Below are 18977 nucleotides of genomic sequence, written 5' to 3' on the forward strand. Positions count from 1 at the left end.
CTGCGTGACCACAGAAACCGCGTCATCGGCCTCGGCAGCCCCGCTCGCCGAATTCACCGTCAAGGCAGTCATCACCGGTATCGTCCTGGGAATCGTGTTCGGCGCCGCGAACGCCTACCTGGGATTGCGCGTCGGCATGACCGTGTCGGCCTCGATCCCCGCCGCGGTCATGACCGTCGCGATCTTCCGGCTCGTCGGGCGGAAGGGCACGATCCTCGAGGCCAACATCTCGCAGACGATCGGCTCGGCCTCGACGGCGCTCGCCACGGGCAGCATCTATACGCTGCCGGCGCTCTTCATGTGGGGCATCATTCCGCCGTACATGCAGGTCGTGGCGCTGTGCTTCCTCGGCGGCGTGCTCGGCCTGGCTGCGATGATTCCCCTGCGCCGGCTGCTCATCGTGGAGGCGGCCGCCGAACTCCCCTACCCGGAGGGTACCGCCTGCGCCGAGGTACTGCGCGCGACGGCCGCCGATTCGAGCGGAAGCATCTGGATCTTTCGAGGCATGGCGGTTGGTGCCGCCGTGAAGATCCTGGTGTCGCTCGCGTTCCTGATGCCCTCGTCGGTTCACGCCGCGCTGCCACCCATCCTGCCGAAGGCTGAACTCGCACTGGAACTGGCGCCCGCGCTGTTCGGCGTCGGCTACATCCTCGGGTACCGCCAGTCGGCGATTTGCGTGGCCGGCTCGCTGGTCTCTTCGCTGGCACTCACGCCGCTCATCGCGTGGCTCGGCTCGACCCTTGCGGTCCCGCTCTACCCCGAAACCACGCGGCTCATCTCCGCGATGTCTGCGACCGATATCTGGGCCCGCTATGTCCGGTACATCGGTGCCGGAGCCGTAGCGACGGCCGGCATTCTGACCGTCGCTCGCGGCCTGCCGACCATGGTGAGCGCGTTCGCGGCCGTGGCCAGGGGCATTCGGCAGGGTTCGCACGTACACGGCGCGGGCGCCACCCAGGCCGGTGCCCTGGCGGGCCAGCCAGCTGGTCGCGCGGCCGCCGGCCTCCATGCCCCCGACACCGATCGCGACCTGCCGGGCTCGTTCGTCATCGGCGCAATTGTCCTGGTCGTCGCGGTGGCGGCGCTCGTGCCTGGCGTCTTCGCCGGCAACATGGGTCCGTTGCCTCGCGCCATATGCGCCGCCGGCGTCGGGCTCTTCGGAGTCCTCTTCGTCACCGTCGCCGCCCGCATTGTCGGCATCGTCGGCGTCACCTCACAACCGACGTCCGGCATCGCGCTGATCACCATCCTCGGCGTCGCCTCGGTCTTCGCCGCGATGGGATGGAACGACCCGGGTGCCCGCGCCGCGGTGTTGACCGTCGGCACCATCGTCGCCATTGCCGGATCGAAGGCGGGAGATATCTCGCAGGATCTCAAGACCGGCTACCTGGTCGGCGCCACCCCCGCGCGGCAGCAGTTCGGACAGTTGATCGGCGCCTCGTTCGCCTGCTGGGCCGTGGCCGGCACCGTCATCCTGCTGGGCACCGCCTATACCTTCGGGTCGAGGGAACTGCCCGCGCCGCAGGCCACGCTGATGAAGACGATCGTCGAGGGTGTGCTGTCGGGCGCACTCCCGTGGGGGCTGGTGTTGTCTGGCGGCGGCCTCACGCTCGGGGCGATGCTCTGCGGCGCGTCGGGGCTGGCGTTTGCGATCGGCGTGTATCTGCCCCTGGCCTCGATGGCCGCGCTCTACGTCGGAGGTTGCGTGCGGAAGATCGTCGAGCGGCGGGACGGGACCGCCGGAGGGAACAGCAATCCAGGCGTGCTTGCGGCGTCCGGTCTGGTGGCAGGTGAGGGTCTCGCTGGCGTCCTGGTTGCCGGCTTGGTCGCCTCTGGCCTCGCGCCGAAGTCGATGGCGCCGAGAATCGGCGGTGCCGCCGGCGAACTGGCCGTGGCGCTGGTCATCCTCGCCACGTGCGCGTTCCTGTGGAGAGCCGGAAGGATCAAGGCAGAGGCGGCGCGCTGACGGGGAGCACGGACGCGGCAGGTGCTGAAGGTGTTATGGGTGCCGCGGGTACCAGGGTACCGTGGGAGGCCGCACCTGCCGCACCCGCAGCACCCTCGGCACCCCCAGCACTGGAACCTCCGGCACCCCCAGCACCTTTAGCACCTCCAGCACCCTGAGCAGCCCGTGCCCCTGGCTAGTAGACGACCGCTCCCACCGTCTTGATCTGGAACCCCGGTGCCGCCGTCTTCATCTCGCTGCCGGTCTTGGCTTCCTTGGCGTCGGCAGCGTACTCCTTTGCCATCTCGGCGCTCACGGGCTCGAATACGCCCTCGGCCGATGCTCTCTTGCCCTTGGCGGACACGGGGAACACGATTTCGCCGTCCTTGACCTTCAGACGCAGCGTCCTGCCGGTCTTCGCGTCGGCCTTCTCGTCGCGCAGGTCCATCCAGCAGCCGGCCTTGTCGCACACCGCCGTGATCACGCCGTCAATCCGAACCGTCCTGCCAACGTGGTCCTTCGAGTTGGTCAGCAGCGTCTCGATGGGCGTCGCGGTCGTCAGCTTCACACCCGCGCCGTACTTGGTCCCCTCCGCCGCCGTCACCGTCATCGTTGCCGCCACGCACAGCGCCACGGCCGCTCCGAACAATGCTCGCATGATGAATCCTCCTCTTGAACCCGCAGGGGGGCAGATCGCCCCGAAAGACAACCCGCAATCTTGAGCCGACCGTGTACGGGATGTCAATCTCCAGAGGCTCGCAGCCTGTCGTTGACCTGGGCCATGACCTCGAACGCGTCCGCGACGTACACGACGTCCGCCTTGCCGCGCGCCCGCCCGCAGTTGGGATCCAGGTTCACGGCGCGGCGTTCGTTCACGAACCGCCAGCCGACGACGTGGGGTTCCTCGCCGTGGCAGCAGGTGGCCAGCCCCTTCGGATGGCGCGGAGTGGCGCCGGTCTGGCCGATCTGATTGAGGTGCGACATGAACGGCAGAACCGCGTGCCCCTCTCCGCTGAGATCGACCAGCGACTTGCTGCCGCCTCGGCAACGTGCGGCTGGCCGTCCTGCTGCTCTTCGTCCAGCCTGCCCCGGCCACGAGCAGCAAGGCGCTGTCTGTAGTACCACCGGCTGACGCTCACGCCGGCCCCGTCGACGCTCCCGCCCGATCCACTCGACGATCTCGCGGGCAATCTCGCGTGGCGGCAGGTCTTTGACGATGCGCGTGGCTCGCCGCTGGGCTGGCACCTTGACGAGCGGACCGGCGGCAGGCGTGGACGGCCAGATCTGCACGGTTCCAGCCGCCACCATTGCGTGATCGGCCATCTCTCACGGGCGAAACGCCTCCGGCCGGAGGCCTGAGCCCGCTCTACGCCGGGTAGTCCAGGGCTTCCGGGATCATGACCTTCGTCAGCGCATCCGCCGCGCGGTCCTTGGCCAGTCGTGAGCCGGTCAGGCATCCGTCGAGGCGCGTGCGCAGACGCACGAACTCCTCGAGACCCGCGAACGGCGCACACGGGCCGGCCTTGGGACGGTGGGATCCGTCGATCGCGATTACGTCCGAGTACGAACCCGCCGCGCTCTCGATCCCGGGCATCAGTTGATCGAGCGCGGCCAGATCTTCGGCTCCGTAGCAGCCTGCACAGCCCTCGTCGTCCCACGCCGGGTGCCGGTTGTAGCCGAACACGAGTTCGGCGGCGACGCGACCCACTTCGCCCGCGGCACGGGCGGCCTGCACGTGACAGAGGTCAGTGAAGAACTGCACCATGCCGGCTAGTCCCTCGACGAGCGTCGGGTTGTTCGGCCCCTCGGCCTCGAGTTCGAGTGTGTCGAGGATCTGCGCTCGCGACGCGAGCAGCCAACAGAGCGCGTCGGCCAGGGGGAACGTCACGCCCTGCCTCGCCGCCTGATACAGCGTGTTGCCGGACGCATCGTTCGCCCGCTGCAGGTGGTGCAGCGTCCAAAGCCAGAGTTCCATCGCGCTCGCCACCGCGCACGCGCCCGTCCCCGGCCGTCGCGCGGCCAGGTGCCGCATCTCACTGATCCAGATTTCGAACTGCGTGAGGAACACCTCGTCGATCATCGTGATCGCGAGCTGTCGGCGCTGGACCGACTCCGGCCCCTCGTACGTGGCCTCGAGCTGCGCATCCATCCACTTGTGTCCGAGGAAGCCCGGACAGTCCTCGGTGATGCCGCAGCCGCCCATGAGGCTCACCGCCTCGCGCATCACGGTGGCACCATAACCGGTGTTCCAGAGCTTCCCGGCCGGACACAACACGTCGGCGAGCGAGTTCTGCACCAGGAACCGGACGAGGTCGTCGGACCCGAGCACCTGATAGCGCTCGTCGTTCCGCATGCCTTCGGGCTTCACCGACTCGCGGAGATACTCGACGGCGTCCTTCTGCAGAGCCCTCAACGCGCGGAACTCGGACGCGGGCCCCGCGATCTTCTTCGCGGCGAGCACCTCGTTCTTCCGCTGCTCGAGCGGCTCGAGTTCATCGAAGCAACGCGCGGCGGAAAACCCCAGCGACGCCGCGGCTTCACCGGTGGCCCAGACGTCGATGAGGCGGTGCAGCGCGTCCTCGCGCTGTTGCAGGCCGAGTTCGTACTGGGGCGTGCCGGGCGCGACCGCATCGCCGCCACGGAAACGCCCGCGCTGGTAGCGGAGGATCGGCTCGACCGCCGAGAGCAGCTTGGCCGCGGTCATGGCGCCGACCGTCACCCGCGTGCGCCGGAACACGGCCTCGATGATCTCGCTGTGGCTGTGGCGCGGAACGATGACGCCGTGCCTGACCGTGTAGCCGCCGATGATGCGGCCTGCCGGGATCTTCAGGCTGAAGATCGGATCGTTGGTTGACGACAGTTGATGGACGAGCTTCCTGGTCGGGACGCCGGGGTCGAATACGCCCGGGTCGGTCTTCTCCAGGATCACCATGCAGCTGCCCTGGATCCGCGGATCGCCGGAATCGACGGCCACCGTGACGAAGTCGGCGAACCCCATGTTGGTGATGAACCGGCCCCGCTTGTCCACCTGCAGGATCGGCTCCTCGCCATCCTTCCACTCGGCGACGCGGATCTTCCCGCCCAGCAGGCCGGTTTCGACGCCGACGTAGGGGATCGGCTCGGTGAGGCAGAAGGCACCGCGCATCGGGGGACGGCCGTCGCCGCCCGCCGCCTTGACCATGTAGGCCTCGCGCTGCTCGGGCGTGCCCCGTTCGTGAATGGGCGCGAGCGCGAGATGCTGCGCGAGGCTGCCGGTCGCCGCCCCCGCATCGACCCACGACAGCTCGAACGCGACGAGCGCCAGCGCCAGATTCTTGGGCCCTTCGATCACACCGCCGACGGCCGGCTCGAGAGAAGCGGTGGTGATGCCGGCGCGGTCGAAGTCCTCGAGCAGCGCGTGCTTCTGGGCCGTCCATTCGTGCGTGTTGCGTCCCCCGGCGGCGACCAGACGCGCGACTGGCCCTCGCGCGACGGCGCGCGCCGATTGGACCAGCATCTGCACGTCGTAGCGTCCGACGAACCGCCACATGATCTGCCGGGCGTCGTCGCCGGGCAGCGTGCGCAGCCGCTCGATGGTCATGGCACCCACACTCGTGTCCATCCCCGCATCCTTTCCCTCTCGAGGCGCCGCGCGCCCGAGCCAATCGGCTGACCTGCCACCCAGGTCAGGCCCGGGAAGAGACCACTCCTGTCTGGCGGAAAGTCGGAATTATAGCGTAGGGCCCTGCCGCACGCAGCGGGCGCGCAAGGATCAGCTGGCTGCGCGAAGAACGGAGCCGCTGTATCATGGAGACATGACCGTCTCGGACTCCGCACCCGCCTCGGTGGCCCCGGCACTCCTGCTGTCGATGCCGCAGCTCGACGACCCGAATTTCCGGCGAACGGTTGTCCTGCTGTGCCAGCACACGAGCGACGGCGCGTGGGGCCTCGTGCTCAATCGGCCGACGGGCACGCCGGCTGCGCAGGCGGTTCGACTGGACCCGCCGATCTCGCGCGACAACGGTCTCGAGCTGTGGGTGGGTGGCCCGGTCGAGCCCGAGCGCGGCTGCTTGCTGCTTGGCCAGGACCCGCAGGATCTCGACGCCGTCCAGATCTGCCACAGCATCTACATCTCAGGCTCGGCAGCGCTGCTCCGCCAGCTCCTCGAGCAGGACAAGCCGACCCGCACGCGGCTGCTGATGGGATATGCCGGGTGGGGCCCCGGCCAGCTCGACACCGAGCTTCGACAATCGGCGTGGCTCATCACCCAGGTCGAAGTGGATCTGATCTTCGACGTGCCACCCCCGGAAATGTGGGAGACGGCCATCCGCCGCCTCGGCGCCGAGCCTGGCAGCCTCCAGATGAGCCCCGGCGTTCACTGAGCCACAGAAGCGCCGGGACTATTTCCACCGGAAGATCTTCAGCGCGACGACGAAGCAGAGACCGCCCCATCCGGCCATCACCATCCACTCGTGGGCCAGCGAGGCTGCCGGGGCGCCGTCGAGCATCACGGCGCGCAGCGCGTCGTTCACCGCGGTCAACGGCAGGGCGTGGATGATCGGCTGCATCGGCTTCGGGAAATTGGCCGACGAGAAGAAGACGCCCGACAGGATCCACATCGGCAGCATCGCGAAGTTCATCCAGCCCGACACCGACTCGATGGTCCGCGGACGGCTCGCGATGAGCAGGCTCAGGCCGCCGAACGACAACGTGCCAACCACGGCCACTCCGGCCAACGTGAGCCATGAACCGTTGATCGGGACACCGAACATGAGCCAAGCGAACACGAGCAGTGCCCCGACCTCGAGTGCGAGAAACATCAGGCGCGCGAGGACCTGCGCGAGCAGGAAATGCGCACGTGACATCGGCGTGGCCGCGAGGCGCCTGAGCACCCGCCGCGTCCGCATCTGGACGATCGAAAAGCCGATGCCCCACATGCTCGTGCCCATGATGTTCATACCGAGCAGGCCGGGAATCAGCCAGTCGATGTACCGTGCGCCGATCACATTCAGCCGGTGCTCGCGCGCCGAGAACCGGTCGGTCCGACCGCTCGCCCGCTGCAGCGCGTTGTCGACGACGAGCCGTGCGAGCCGGCTCTCCGGGCGCGTCGGATCGAACTTGTAGGTGGGCGGCGTGCCAGGGATCACGATCACCTGTGCCTCGCCGTCGCGCAGCGCCAAATCGGTCCGGCTCTCGCGTACGATGCGCACCGTGATACCAGGCGTTCCGCGAAGGACTTCTGCGAGTCGCGCGGCCTGCTCTCCCTCGACCACGCCGGCGTACACCGGGTCATCCGCCTTGGTCCGAAACGCAATCCCGAGGGCGAACGCCAGCACGATCGGGAACACGAAGACCCAGAAGACGGCCTCGGGTTCGCGGGCGAACTCCCGGAGCCGGGCGGCCGTCAGTTCGACGAGCGGGTGGGACGTGCCGGAGGCGCTACTCATCGCGGAGATGCCGTCCTGTGAGGGCGACGAAGACGTCCTCGAGCGTCGCCTGGTGGGTCACGAACCGGGAGAGCTTCATCTGCGCGTGATCCAATTCCGCGAGCAGCGCGGCAATCACGAGATGGGCTTCGGCCACGTTCAGGCTCACGGTCCCGGCATCCTCACGAACGTCCTTCACGCCGGGGAGTTGCGCCAGTCGCGAGACGGGAGGCCGGGCTCCGTGGGCCAGGGAGAACTCGATCACGTGGTCCGCCCCCAGCGAATGCACCAGTTCGTGGGGTGTCCCAAGCGCGATCATCCGGCCGTGATCGACGATCGCCACGCGGTCGCACAACGCCTCGGCTTCGTCCATGTAGTGCGTGGTGAGGACGATCGTGCCGCCGCCGGCGCGAAACCTCTCGAGCAGCTCCCAGAGCTGCCTGCGCGACTGCGGGTCGAGGCCGGTCGTCGGCTCGTCGAGGAACAGCAGATCGGGCCGGTTGACGAGCGCACACGCCACCGCCAGCCGCTGCTTCTGGCCGCCCGACAGCTTCCCCACCCAGCTCGCGCGTTTCGGTTCGAGTTCCACCATCGCGAGGACCTCGTCGACCGACGGACCCTGATGGTAGAACGAGCGGAACAACCGGACCGTTTCCCCGACCGTCAGTTTCTCGTTCAGTTGCGTGTCCTGAAGCTGGATGCCGAGACGCTGGCGGAGCGCCTGATCGTCCGCGCCCCAGGTCAGACCCAGCACCCGAACGTCACCCGCGTCCCGATCCAGCAACCCCTCGAGGATCTCGACGGTCGTCGTCTTGCCCGCGCCGTTCGGTCCGAGCAGGCCGAAACACTCTCCGGCGTGCACCTCGAGATCGAGGCCGGCGACCGCCACGACATCGCCGTAGCGTTTCTGCAGGCCTCGGCAGACGACCGCCGGCTCCCTGGGCACAGGCATTTCGCTCACTTCCCGATTCTGACACAGCTCGCGCGCATACTCCCCACTATGGATTTCACGCATCGTCCACGCTAGACTGATGGCCGAATGCCCGACGCTCGACTGATTCTCATTGCGGCCCCCGAGCTGATACCGGCGCTCCGCGAACGGGTCGGCGACCAGGACGTCCAGACGTTTGCCGACTCGGAGCCGCTGCGCGCGCTCGAGGCGATCGTGAGCCTGCGGCCCGCGGTTGTGGCGCTGGAGCGACTGTTTGCCGCGTCGCCGCGCGGTGCAGCGCTCATCGCGCGCATCAAGGCCGACCCCGCGCTGGAAGCATCTGAGATCCGCGTCCTGTCGCACGACACCGACTATCAGCGCGTCTCGCCGCGCCGGAAGAAGGTCCGCGAAGCCGCCCCCGCGGTGAAGCCACAGCCGCCGGCCACGCTCGACCGCGGCACGCGGCGCGCACCGCGCTTCCGCATGCGGTCGGAGGCGCAGTTGACGATCGACGGTCAGGCCGCCCGATTGATCGATCTCTCCCTGTTTGGCGCGCAGGTGCTCTCCTCGGCCGTTCTCAAGCCGGGGCAATCGGTGGCGCTGAAGATGGGCCCCGAGGAGGCCCCGATCGGGGCTTCGGGGAAGATCGTGTGGGCCCGCCTCGAACTGTCACGGACGGGCCCGACGTACCGGGCAGGGATTGAATTCGAGGAACCCGATCAGGGCGCGGTCGGCACCTTCTCCGACATCTATCGGATCGCATAGCGGCGTCGCGCCGCCGGCCGCGTCATCGAGCGCGCGGGCCACGTGCTACATTTCGCACTGTGCGTCCTGGCCGAACCACTGCGCGGCCACCGAATCCTCGCGGAGAACCGTGTCGTCGCGATCCGAGCCGGTCGAGATGATCGCCACCGGCACCCCCGTCACCTCCTCGAGCCGCGCGACGTAGGCGCGGGCTTCGGCCGGAAGGTCGGCGTAGGATCTGGCGCCGCCGGTCGGGCGTGTCCAGCCGGGCAGCCGCTCGTAGACCGGCCGGCAATTCGCGAGCTGCCGCACGTCACTCGGGAACTCGGTGAGCCTCCGATCGCCACACTGGTACGACGTGCACACCTCGATCTCCTTCAGACCGTCGAGCACGTCGAGTTTCGTGAGCGCGATGGCGTCGAGACCGTTCACGCGCGCCGCGTAGCGGACGACGACCGCGTCGTACCAACCACAGCGGCGCGGCCGTCCCGTGGACGCGCCGTACTCCTGACCGGTCTCGCGCAACCGCTCGGCCATCGGTCCCGACAGTTCGGTCGGAAGCGGCCCGCCACCGACGCGCGTGATGTATGCCTTGGCGATCCCGAGCACCTGACCGACCGCCCGAGGTCCGATGCCGAGGCCGGTGCACACGCCGCCCGCGGTCGAGTTCGACGAGGTCACGTACGGATAGGTCCCGTGGTCGATGTCGAGCAGCGTTCCCTGCGCCCCTTCGAAGAGCACCTGTTGTCCCTTGGCCTGAGCCTGCCAGAGGAACACCGAGACATCCTTCACCCACGGGCGCATCCGCTCGCCGAACACGACGAGTCGTTCGAAGAGCGGCTTCCAATCGAGCGCGGCGTCGCCGACGAGCCGGTTGCGCGCCTGCACGTTCTCCCGCACCTGGTCGGCGAGCGACGACGGGTCGGCGAGGTCACCGACGCGGATGCCGCGGCGTCCGATCTTGTCCTCGTACGCCGGCCCGATGCCGCGCGAGGTCGTGCCGATCTTCTGGTCGCCGCGGCGGGCTTCGTGCAGCAGATCCAGGTCGCGATGGTACGGCAGGATGACGTGCGCCTTGTCGCTGATGACCAGCCGGTCGCCCACTTCGATGCCGCATCCGCGCAGCATCTCGATTTCCTGGAACAGCGCCTCGGGGTCCACGACCACGCCGTTACCGATCACGCACGACACGCCCGGATGGAGAATGCCGGAAGGAAGCAGGTGCAGGACGAACTTCGTTCCGTGCACCAGCACCGTGTGCCCCGCGTTGTGGCCACCCTGGTAACGGGCGACAATCGAGAAATGCGGGGTGAGCAGATCCACGATCTTGCCCTTGCCTTCGTCGCCCCACTGCGCACCAATCACGGCAACGTTCATAGTCTTCACGCCTTCCCGGCGGTTGGCCGCGTGCCACACGCCGCCATCTCTGTCACACTGTCAAATCGTAACACAGACGAATCGCGGGATCGGGCTGCCTGCGTCGATCTCCGTGCCGACGCCGGGCAATTCCGGTAGAATGATGCGTTCGCCGCTGGTGGTCCTCGACGGTCTTCGCGACTGGCCTCGTGGTTCTCTTCCATGATCGACTTGGACGGCACATCGCTCACGCTCGATCATCCGACCGCCATCGCAGACACGCACGACGCGATCGCGCGCGGTGATGCGGCGACAACGAGCGTCACCGCGAAACGGGCGGACAGCTGCGATCACGATTCGGTAATCGTAAAAGCGTTGACAACCGTGGGCCAGCTTCATAACGTCTAGGTTCACCGCGGGCTCTGGCCGCTGCATCCATCATGACGACGCTCACTCATCACGTTCGAGCCCCGCGTGGCACGACGCTCTCCTGCAAGGGCTGGCCGCAGGAAGCCGCGCTGCGCATGCTGATGAACAATCTCGATCCCGACGTCGCTGAACGTCCCGACGATCTCATCGTCTACGGCGGGTCGGGAAAGGCGGCGCGCAACTGGGCCTGCTACGAGGCGATCACGCGCGCACTGCGGGCCCTCGAGCACGACGAGACGCTGCTCGTCCAGTCGGGCAAGCCCGTTGGCATCTTCCGCACGCATCCCGGGGCTCCGCGCGTGCTCATCGCCAACTCGCTGCTCGTACCGGCGTGGGCCACGTGGGAGAATTTCCGTCAGCTCGAGCACAAGGGCCTGACGATGTACGGCCAGATGACGGCCGGAAGCTGGATCTACATCGGCACGCAGGGGATCCTGCAGGGCACCTTCGAGACGCTGGCGTCGGTGGCCACGAAGAAGTTCGGCGGCAGTCTCGACGGCCGCCTGTTCGTCTCTGCGGGCCTTGGCGGCATGGGCGGGGCCCAACCGCTCGCCGCCACCATGAACGGAGCCGCCGCCCTCGTCGTCGAGGTCGATCCGCACCGCATCGAACGGCGGCTCGCGACGCGGTACGTGGACGAGGTGTCGACTTCGCTCGACGAGGCGCTCGACTGGGTGCTGACGTGGCAGCGCGAGAAGCGCGCCCGCTCGGTGGCGCTACTCGGCAACGCGGCCGACGTCCTGCCGGAACTCGTGAAACGCGGCCTCACGCCCGACGTGCTCACGGACCAGACCTCTGCCCACGACGCGTTGAACGGGTACGTGCCGAACGGCCTCACATTGGCGGAGGCGGAGTCGCTCAGGTGCGCGAACCCGGATGAATACGTGCGGCGGTCGGTCGCCGCGATGGGCGCGCACGTGAACGCGATGCTCACGCTGCAGCAGCGCGGCGCGGTCACCTTCGACTACGGCAACAACATCCGCGCGCAGGCCGTCAAGGCCGGCGTCGAGCGTGCCTTCGACATCCCCGGTTTCGTGCCCGAGTACATCCGCCCGTTGTTCTGCGAGGGCAAGGGCCCGTTCCGCTGGGCGGCGCTGTCGGGCGATCCCGCCGACATCCGCGCGACCGACGAGGCCGCGCTCGAAATGTTCAGGGACAACGAAGCGCTGTGCCGCTGGGTGCGCCTGGCCGGCGAGCGCGTCGCGTTCCAGGGTCTGCCCGCGCGAATCTTCTGGCTCGGCTACGGCGAGCGCGCCGCGTTCGGCCTGCGCATCAACGAACTCGTGCGAACGGGCGTCGTCAAGGCCCCGATCGTGATCGGCCGCGACCACCTGGACACCGGGTCAGTCGCCTCGCCCAATCGTGAGACCGAGGGCATGAAGGACGGCAGCGATGCGATTGCCGACTGGCCGATCCTGAACGCCCTGCTGAACGCCTCGTCCGGCGCGACCTGGGTGTCTGTGCACCATGGCGGCGGCGTGGGCATCGGGTACTCGCTGCACGCCGGCATGGTCATCGTCGCCGACGGCACGGCGGAAGCCGACGAGAAGCTGCAGCGCGTGCTGACCTGCGACCCGGGAACAGGGGTCGCCCGGCACGCTGATGCGGGCTACGACGAAGCGGTGGCGACGGCGCAATCCAAGGGGGTGCGCATCCCGATGCGCGAGTTCGGCGGCTCCGGACGGCCAGAGGGGAGCGTGGGCCGGTGACCAGCCCCCACCGCCCGACCCTGGATCAGCGGATCAAGACCACACTGACTGAAGACGGCGGGCACATCCCCGTCGTCCTCGGGCTGTGCGGCACCGGGCGCAGCGCCGTCCTGCGGAGGGTCCAGCAGGAGTTGGGTGCCGATCGCTGTCAGTACGTCAACGTCGAACGGACCGCGACCACGCCGGAGCGGTTCCTCGATGCGCTGGTCTCCGGCTCACCGTTCCGCGACAGCCGGCCTGCGAGCCGGCCGACCAGTCCGCGCCAGGCCTTCGACGCGATTCTGGCGTTTCTGTCCGGCGCGCGGCGCTCCGACCAGGGACGGGCGACGTTTCTGCTCGATGAGGTGCTCGAGTTCAGGACGTTCGAGAGCTTCCCCGGCCTGAGGCGTGCGCTCCCCGAGATGCTGGCGGTCATCGCGTCGACGCCGAATCGTTTCGTGCTGACGTCACGCTACGTGTCGCGCACCGAGCGGATCCTCGCCACCTCGTCGCCGCAGTTCGTGATGGTGCCGGTGCACGGGCTCGGAGCCGACGAGATCGCGGCCATGCTGCACGAGACCCGGACGACCGGTACGACCGGCTTCGATCGCGCCCCGGCGGCCGGCGGGCCGATCGACACGGTCTCACGGGTGATCCAGCGGCTGTCGGATGGGAGGACGGTGTACGCCCGCGCGCTCACGGACATGATCGCCAGGATGGAATCCCACGGCGGTACCGATCCGGTGGCGGCGCTGGCGGCGCTTCTCGAGCCCGACGGCCGCCTGTCACTCGTCTGCGGCTTCTACTACGAGCTGCGTCTGCACCGGGCCCGCGGCTACGGCGCGCTCAAGGCGATCCTTGGCATCCTGTCCCAAAAGGAACCGCTCACGCTGACGGAGATCTCCCAACGGCTGGGCCGGACGCCCGGCTCGACGAAGGACTACCTGTCGTGGCTCGAGGATGTCGATCTCGTGGCGGTGAACCAGAAGCGCTACCGCTTCCGCGATCCGCTGCTGCGCGTGTGGGTGAGGCTCCACTGCCGCGCGACGCAGCCGACCACGCAGGAAATCACCGCCGAGGTTCAGCAGTATGCGGCGGCGTGCCTCCCGGAACTCGTGACCGCGCCGTAGGCAATCCCAATCCTACGACTCGGACAGTTTCTCGATCGCACGCCGCGCGGCTTCCTGTTCCGCGGCCTTCTTGCTCGCGCCCCTCGCCGTACCAAGCACGTCGCCCTCCACCCGGACCTCGATGTGGAACACCTTGCGGTGATCGGGGCCGCTCTCGGAGGCCACTGAATACTCCGGCAGCGGCAACTCGCGTGCCTGCACCTGCTCCTGCAGCACCGACTTGTAGTCGCGGCCCCAGAACTCCGGGCTCCGCACGTCCTCGATGTCGTCCTCGAACTCGCGGACGATGAAGGCGCGCGCGGCTTCGATCCCGCCATCCAGGTAGAGCGCGGCAATGACGGCCTCGTAGCCGTCTGCCAGCAACGCCTGCTTCTTGCGCCCGCCCGTCTTCTCTTCGCCCTTGCCGAGCGCCAGGAACTCGCCGAGGCCGAGCCGTCGCGCCAGGGATCCCAGCGTGGCCGTCGAGACGAGCGACGCCTTGATCTTCGATTTCTGCCCCTCGTCGAACTGCGGGAATTCGCGGAAGAGCAGGTCGGCCACCACGAACCCGAGTACCGCATCGCCGAGGAACTCGAGCGACTCGTTGTCCACCGTGCTGCCCGTCGCGTCCTCGTTCGCGCGCGATCGGTGCGTCAGCGCCCGTTCGAGGACGACCGGCTCACCGAACCGGTAGCCGAGTCGCTGCTCGAGGGCCGACAGGTCCCGCACATCCTGCAGCCGCACGATGTCGGTCGCCTCGCATCGCGCCCCCTGCTGAGCAATGATCGCCCGCGCATCGTCGGCCTGCGCCTCCGCCACGGAGATTCTGACTTCTCCCAGCCCGTCGATGGTCAATGGAAACACCGCGTGGGTGAGGTCCGACGACAGCGCGGCGAAGATGCCGTGTGCATCGAGCAGCCCCCGCACGATGCTCGCCTCGATGTCGGACTGAGTGCGAAACACGACGACGAGCGACGGCTCAGGCCTCTCCATCGGCGAACCCCGTTTTGATGGCATCCGCAACGAAGTCATCGATCTTCAGGAGGATCATGGTCATGTCGTCGTGCTGCGCTGCGCCGGCGACGAACGACTCGATTTCGCGCAGGACCCGTTCACGCAGTTCGCTCGCCGGCAGGTGACCGTGTTCGGCGACCAGCTTCGCGAGGCGCGCCTCACCGAACAGGTCCGATTCCGCGTTCATCGCCTCGCTGATGCCGTCGGTGAAGAACACGAAGACATCGCCGCGCGACAGCGGAATCGTGGATTCCTGGAGCAGCCGGGAGAACAGTTCGCCGCCGTCGATCCGCAGGCCGAGCACGAGACCGTCCGGCGTCAGGATCTCCACCGTCGGCTCCGCCGTTCCGCAACCGGTGCGATAGATGAGCGGCGTGTGACCGGCGCGCGCGAAGGTCATCACATGCGCGTCGAGGTCGAGCACCGCATAGCTCATCGTGATGAAGCTGCGGCTGTCGAGGTTGCGCGAGATGATGTCGTTCGCAACGAGCATCAGGTCGCGAGGCGACTGGTGAATGCGGCTCAGCGACAGGATCAGCCCCTTCAGCTCCGCCATGTAGAGCGCGGCCGAGGTGCCCTTGCCCGACACGTCGGCGATCAGGATGCCGAGCCGGTTGTCGCCGAGCGGCAGGAAGTCGTAGTAGTCCCCGCCCACTTCCCGCGCCGGCACGCACAGCGCACTGAGCGAGAGGCCGGGAATCGACACCTGGCCGCGCGGCAGCAGCGACATCTGGATCTCGCGCGCGATGCGCAGTTCTTCCTCGAGGCGCTTCTTCTCCTCCGCCTGACGCAGCAGCTCTTCGATGCTGCCCGTCATCTGGTTGAACGAGTCGGCCAGCTCGCCGAGCTGGTCGCGCGTCTTCACCTCGATGCGGTGGCTGAAATCTCCCATGCGGACGCGCTCGGTCCCGGCGAACAATTCGTGCACCGAACCGGTGATCGATCGGGCGAGCGCCAGTCCCATGACGAGCGCCGCCGCCTCGATGATGAGCAGCAGCACTGCCAGGACCAGCAGCACGATCATCAACCGGCTTCCCAGGCTGGCGGACCCGAGAGGCGCGGTCGACAGCCGGTCGTAGATGTCGGCGAAATTCACCTGGATCGAGACCGTCACGTTGTCCAGGTTGCCGTTGGCCCAATCGGTTCCTTGCAGGAACGCGACCGACGGACGACGGCCGGTCGAGGTCGAGCCTGCGACGCTCTTGTGGCCCGGCAGGAGAGGACGCTGGAAGTGGGTTCTGAGCGAATCGTCCAATACGACGCTCGCATCGCCAATCTTGATGCTGGTTTCGTCGCGCAGGTGCTCGTCGAGACCATCATTCTTCGGGATATCCACCACGACCGCGTACGACGGCGCTTCGGTGTCCGGCAGGCCGACGCCGCGTACGATAATCAGCGCCGGTGCGGTCCGGTCCGTCGCGCCGGCCGGTTTCGGCGACTCGGCCAGCGGCTCGACCACGATGCCCCCGAAACCCGCGCAGCTCACCCAGGTCGGCAACCTGCTCGGCACCGGGATATGTTCCCACGGTCCGGCCGACGCGGGTGTGACCTGTGCGGCCACGGCAGCCGTGCCGAGCGGCGTCGAGGCCAGCACGTGGCGGCTCGCGGCCGACAGCGGCGGCACCTGAGGCCCGGCCGTGGGCCCCCCGACGCACGGATCGTCGCCCTTGGCCGTCAGGACAAACGCCATCGACGCGCCCGGGTACCTCGCCGCGAGGGCGGCCTGCCGCTCTTTGAGGATGGCCGCTGCCGCCTGCGGCCCGGGTCCGCGCTGAATCTCGAGCGCGGTCACGCGTGCCAGGTAGACCGCCTCGCTGGTCACGTTCGCAAACCCGTTCTGCACGAGGAACGACGCGACGTTGAGGAAGAGGATCAGACCCGAGACGACGAAAAACGCGACGATCAGGAATGCCGGAACCACGCCGATGAAGATGTACGAGAGGATCAGCTTGCGTCGAACGCGCCAGAGCAGGCGGCGACGGGCGCGCTGGATGAGGCGATACAGGAAGTAGCCGAGCGCGGCGATGACCGCGATGCTACCGAGCGTGTCGCTGAACGCAAGAACCGACGGCTCGGCCCCCGCCGTCCAACGGATGAGGGCGGCGGCGACCTTCACGAGGACGCCGAGAATCAGGAGCCGACCGGGACGGGTACTGAAGAGCGCCTGACGCGCGAGGGCGAGGCGTCCAGGCGCCGGAAGCAGGGTACCGCCAGATGGCTCGGTGGAACTCGAACTCATGCAACCGTCTCGATCATATCAACTTTGCGGGCAAGCGGGTCGTCGAGCGATCGCGGATGCAATGACACACGGGCCGCGGGCCCGGCATAGTGGCCGCCGGCCACCCGTCTTCGCCAGACGGCGCCGGCGGGGCGAGCCGCGCTCGCGGGCGCGACGATGGAGACATTCAGTCCAGGGACGACGTCTCTCCTCTCACCCAGTCCAGGTACGCCGGCCCGCCGCCGTCGCTCGCCAGCACGACCAACTCCGGCACCTCGTACGGATGGAGTTGGCCCACCCGGGCGATCAGCGCCTCGACCCGCGCCCTGGTCGTCTTGATGATGACCTGCCGCTCGCGCTCGCGCTCCACGCGTCCCCGCCAGCGGTACACCGACTCCATTTCCGGCAACACGTTGACGCACGCCGCCAGTCGCTCCTCGACGAGCGTGCCCGCGAAGGCCGCCGGATCGTGCGCGGCCGGCCAGGTGGTGAGGGCAATCACGACGTCCGTCGCGCCGCGTTCGAGCTGGTCCATTCTCGTCCTCTCCAACTATTTCGGCGGAGATCGCCGTTTTTCTGTTGAGTTTTCCTTAAAGTGCGGTAAAAAGTAACAGCACACTTGCACGCTGGGTGTGGTGTCGGCGCTCAGGAACAATATCAGGCATGGCCAAGACGGTGCGAGACCAGACGGTCGGGACGATGGCGCGGGACGGCGGCCCCGTTCACGCGGCGCCTCGCCACCGGCCTGTCATCGTCTTCGTGCTCCTGTTCCTTGCGGTGGCGTTGGTGCTCGATGGCATCGCGGGTGAGCGGGGCTGGCTGGCGAATCGGCAGGCACAGCAGCAGTTGGATCTGGCGATGCGGGCGCTCGAGCAGGCGCGGCGGCAGAACGAGGAATTGCGGGAGGACGTGCAGAGGCTGCGGACCGATCCCGCGACGATCGAAGAGGTGGCGCGGCGCGATCTGGGCTTCATCAGACCCGGCGAAAAGGTGTTCATCGTCCGCGACGTGCCGAAGCCGACGAAGTGAGGCGAAGGCGTCTGTGCTATGATTGACGGACGCGGTCGTTGAGTGATACCTTTCTGTCGCGGGGTGGAGCAGTCCGGTAGCTCGTTGGGCTCATAACCCAAAGGTCGCAGGTTCAAATCCTGCCCCCGCAACCAACGCTATTTGCAGGGCTGACGGCGATGCCGTCAGCCCTTTCGTCTTTCTGGGGGACCGGGGGCAGGATTTGAACTCCTGTTTGCCGGCAACCACGCCGCCTTCGGCGGCGCGTTGCCTGACTGCCCCCGCAACCAACGCCTTCTCTTGGGCTAACGGCGGCTTCTCCTCCCCCGCGACTCCTTCAGCTGCACCCGAAATCAAGGCTGAATCGGCACCCAGTGTAGAGTCCGTCTGTGCTTCCCGAGCTGGGCAAGCAACGGCTGCGGTCTCGCTTGGCCATTCGACGCTCGCCGCGGCCGAGAGCATTGCCGCCAGATTCCCCTTCAATTCGATTCGGAGCGCCCCGTCGGCCGGATTGAGCACAATCTCGTCGATCAGGCCCCGAAGCGGCTCTGTGGCCTCTGGGCGGATGTCCGGGTGCTCAAGGGGCTGCGCCAGACTCGTGACCTTCTGCCAGTAGAGATCCGCCATCAGGGGATGCAGCAGCGGCGGCGCCTGGCTGCCGGAGGCCAGTTGCCGTTCGACCTCGTCGCGTCGGGTGCCGATCGCGATCAGCCCGTCCTTCACTTCCCTGACCGGCACGCCCTCCATGATCGACTCGACGATCTTCGCGCGGCCCGCCTCGAGTCGCTGGAGTTCGCGCTTGAGCGCGGTCACCTCCGCGCGGTGCTCCATGACGAGCCGGTTCATCTCCCTGGTGAACTCGTCGCAGAACTCCTCGAACAGCTCTTGGCGGAGGAGCTTCTCGGTAAGCGCCTTGAGCACTCGCTGCTCGACCTCGTCGCGCCGAATCGTCAGGTGGTTCGTGCACGTCCCTCGAGACGAGGCCCCGAAGCAGCCGAGGCGGTTGCGGGCGACGGTGATGTAACCGGCGCCGCATTCGCCGCAGCGAGTGAGGTTCGAGAACAGGTAGCGGGGACGCCGTAGGCCAGCAAGCCCAGAGCCGGCCGGCTGCGACAGCTTCTTGCGGGCGC

General features: G+C 67.8%; 17 protein-coding genes and 1 tRNA gene. 9 read left to right on the forward strand and 9 right to left on the reverse strand.

Going from position 1 to position 18977, the window contains the following annotated elements; all coding sequences use genetic code 11:
• The first annotated feature begins 4 nt into the window (after positions 1-4).
• A complete protein-coding gene (locus VGK32_03760; protein HEY3380856.1) occupies positions 5-1966 on the forward strand; it encodes an oligopeptide transporter, OPT family in 1962 nt (653 codons plus the stop codon).
• 175 nt (positions 1967-2141) lie between these two features.
• Here VGK32_03760 and VGK32_03765 read toward each other — a convergent pair whose 3' ends face one another.
• The 3 genes from VGK32_03765 to VGK32_03775 all read right to left on the reverse strand — a co-directional run bounded on the left by VGK32_03765 (position 2142) and on the right by VGK32_03775 (position 5546).
• On the reverse strand, positions 2142-2603 hold the full coding sequence (locus VGK32_03765) for a DUF4920 domain-containing protein (GenBank protein HEY3380857.1): 462 nt from the start codon (positions 2601-2603) through the stop codon (positions 2142-2144).
• A gap of 83 nt (positions 2604-2686) precedes the next feature.
• A complete protein-coding gene (locus VGK32_03770; GenBank protein ID HEY3380858.1) occupies positions 2687-3268 on the reverse strand; it encodes a hypothetical protein in 582 nt (193 codons plus the stop codon).
• Positions 3269-3311: 43 nt separating this feature from the next.
• Complete coding sequence (locus tag VGK32_03775; GenBank protein ID HEY3380859.1) at positions 3312-5546, reverse strand: acyl-CoA dehydrogenase family protein; 2235 nt, start codon at positions 5544-5546, stop codon at positions 3312-3314.
• Positions 5547-5739: 193 nt separating this feature from the next.
• On the opposite strand from VGK32_03775, the gene VGK32_03780 reads away from it, so the two are divergent.
• The gene (locus VGK32_03780; GenBank protein HEY3380860.1) at positions 5740-6306 is read left to right on the forward strand and encodes a YqgE/AlgH family protein; all 567 of its coding nucleotides are present in this window, start codon (positions 5740-5742) and stop codon (positions 6304-6306) included.
• An 18-nt stretch (positions 6307-6324) separates the two neighbouring features.
• Here VGK32_03780 and VGK32_03785 read toward each other — a convergent pair whose 3' ends face one another.
• Both VGK32_03785 and VGK32_03790 read right to left on the reverse strand, forming a co-directional pair.
• Positions 6325-7371, reverse strand: coding sequence for an ABC transporter permease (locus VGK32_03785; GenBank protein HEY3380861.1), 1047 nt, complete (start codon positions 7369-7371; stop codon positions 6325-6327).
• Complete coding sequence (locus VGK32_03790) at positions 7364-8302, reverse strand: ABC transporter ATP-binding protein (GenBank protein ID HEY3380862.1); 939 nt, start codon at positions 8300-8302, stop codon at positions 7364-7366. The genes VGK32_03785 and VGK32_03790 overlap by 8 nt, the downstream gene beginning before the upstream one ends.
• A gap of 87 nt (positions 8303-8389) precedes the next feature.
• Between VGK32_03790 and VGK32_03795 the strand changes: the two genes are divergently transcribed.
• Complete coding sequence (locus tag VGK32_03795) at positions 8390-9046, forward strand: PilZ domain-containing protein (GenBank protein ID HEY3380863.1); 657 nt, start codon at positions 8390-8392, stop codon at positions 9044-9046.
• A 45-nt stretch (positions 9047-9091) separates the two neighbouring features.
• Here VGK32_03795 and VGK32_03800 read toward each other — a convergent pair whose 3' ends face one another.
• Positions 9092-10402 (reverse strand): adenylosuccinate synthase, encoded by a 1311-nt coding sequence (locus VGK32_03800; GenBank protein ID HEY3380864.1) that lies wholly within the window; start codon positions 10400-10402, stop codon positions 9092-9094.
• A 201-nt stretch (positions 10403-10603) separates the two neighbouring features.
• Between VGK32_03800 and VGK32_03805 the strand changes: the two genes are divergently transcribed.
• Genes VGK32_03805 through VGK32_03815 form a run of 3 tightly spaced genes read left to right on the forward strand, consistent with a single transcriptional unit; the run spans position 10604 to position 13628 of the window.
• Entirely contained in the window at positions 10604-10789 is a 186-nt protein-coding gene (locus VGK32_03805) for a hypothetical protein (GenBank protein HEY3380865.1), read from the forward strand.
• A gap of 32 nt (positions 10790-10821) precedes the next feature.
• The gene (gene hutU / locus VGK32_03810; protein ID HEY3380866.1) at positions 10822-12519 is read left to right on the forward strand and encodes a urocanate hydratase; all 1698 of its coding nucleotides are present in this window, start codon (positions 10822-10824) and stop codon (positions 12517-12519) included.
• Positions 12516-13628 (forward strand): winged helix-turn-helix domain-containing protein, encoded by a 1113-nt coding sequence (locus VGK32_03815; protein HEY3380867.1) that lies wholly within the window; start codon positions 12516-12518, stop codon positions 13626-13628. The genes hutU and VGK32_03815 overlap by 4 nt, the downstream gene beginning before the upstream one ends.
• A gap of 12 nt (positions 13629-13640) precedes the next feature.
• Here the strand turns inward: VGK32_03815 and rnc are convergent, their stop codons facing one another.
• From rnc to cutA, 3 genes are all read right to left on the reverse strand, one after another.
• Positions 13641-14600 (reverse strand): ribonuclease III, encoded by a 960-nt coding sequence (rnc, locus tag VGK32_03820; protein ID HEY3380868.1) that lies wholly within the window; start codon positions 14598-14600, stop codon positions 13641-13643.
• The gene (locus VGK32_03825) at positions 14587-16860 is read right to left on the reverse strand and encodes a SpoIIE family protein phosphatase (protein ID HEY3380869.1); all 2274 of its coding nucleotides are present in this window, start codon (positions 16858-16860) and stop codon (positions 14587-14589) included. The genes rnc and VGK32_03825 overlap by 14 nt, the downstream gene beginning before the upstream one ends.
• Positions 16861-17026: 166 nt before the next feature.
• Entirely contained in the window at positions 17027-17374 is a 348-nt protein-coding gene (gene cutA / locus VGK32_03830; protein HEY3380870.1) for a divalent-cation tolerance protein CutA, read from the reverse strand.
• 128 nt (positions 17375-17502) lie between these two features.
• Between cutA and VGK32_03835 the strand changes: the two genes are divergently transcribed.
• The 3 genes from VGK32_03835 (at position 17503) to VGK32_03845 (ending at position 18930) form a co-directional block, all read left to right on the forward strand.
• Positions 17503-17868, forward strand: a complete 366-nt coding sequence (locus tag VGK32_03835; GenBank protein HEY3380871.1) for a septum formation initiator family protein — start codon at positions 17503-17505, stop codon at positions 17866-17868.
• A gap of 57 nt (positions 17869-17925) precedes the next feature.
• Positions 17926-18002 (forward strand) — tRNA-Met (locus tag VGK32_03840).
• A gap of 418 nt (positions 18003-18420) precedes the next feature.
• Complete coding sequence (locus VGK32_03845; protein HEY3380872.1) at positions 18421-18930, forward strand: hypothetical protein; 510 nt, start codon at positions 18421-18423, stop codon at positions 18928-18930.
• Positions 18931-18977 lie beyond the last annotated feature (47 nt).

This window comes from Vicinamibacterales bacterium (assembly GCA_036504215.1).
Taxonomy (GTDB): domain Bacteria; phylum Acidobacteriota; class Vicinamibacteria; order Vicinamibacterales; family Fen-181; genus FEN-299.

Coding starts and splice junctions, on each gene's coding strand:
- rnc (HEY3380868.1), bottom strand. CDS start 14,600: ATGGAGAGGCCTGAGCCGTCGCTCGTCGTCGTGTTTCGCACTCAGTCC.
- cutA (HEY3380870.1), bottom strand. CDS start 17,374: ATGGACCAGCTCGAACGCGGCGCGACGGACGTCGTGATTGCCCTCACC.
- VGK32_03785 (HEY3380861.1), bottom strand. CDS start 7,371: ATGAGTAGCGCCTCCGGCACGTCCCACCCGCTCGTCGAACTGACGGCC.
- VGK32_03800 (HEY3380864.1), bottom strand. CDS start 10,402: ATGAACGTTGCCGTGATTGGTGCGCAGTGGGGCGACGAAGGCAAGGGC.
- VGK32_03775 (HEY3380859.1), bottom strand. CDS start 5,546: ATGGACACGAGTGTGGGTGCCATGACCATCGAGCGGCTGCGCACGCTG.
- VGK32_03835 (HEY3380871.1), top strand. CDS start 17,503: ATGGCCAAGACGGTGCGAGACCAGACGGTCGGGACGATGGCGCGGGAC.
- VGK32_03795 (HEY3380863.1), top strand. CDS start 8,390: ATGCCCGACGCTCGACTGATTCTCATTGCGGCCCCCGAGCTGATACCG.
- VGK32_03770 (HEY3380858.1), bottom strand. CDS start 3,268: ATGGCCGATCACGCAATGGTGGCGGCTGGAACCGTGCAGATCTGGCCG.
- VGK32_03780 (HEY3380860.1), top strand. CDS start 5,740: ATGACCGTCTCGGACTCCGCACCCGCCTCGGTGGCCCCGGCACTCCTG.
- hutU (HEY3380866.1), top strand. CDS start 10,822: ATGACGACGCTCACTCATCACGTTCGAGCCCCGCGTGGCACGACGCTC.
- VGK32_03805 (HEY3380865.1), top strand. CDS start 10,604: ATGATCGACTTGGACGGCACATCGCTCACGCTCGATCATCCGACCGCC.
- VGK32_03825 (HEY3380869.1), bottom strand. CDS start 16,860: ATGAGTTCGAGTTCCACCGAGCCATCTGGCGGTACCCTGCTTCCGGCG.
- VGK32_03790 (HEY3380862.1), bottom strand. CDS start 8,302: ATGCCTGTGCCCAGGGAGCCGGCGGTCGTCTGCCGAGGCCTGCAGAAA.
- VGK32_03765 (HEY3380857.1), bottom strand. CDS start 2,603: ATGCGAGCATTGTTCGGAGCGGCCGTGGCGCTGTGCGTGGCGGCAACG.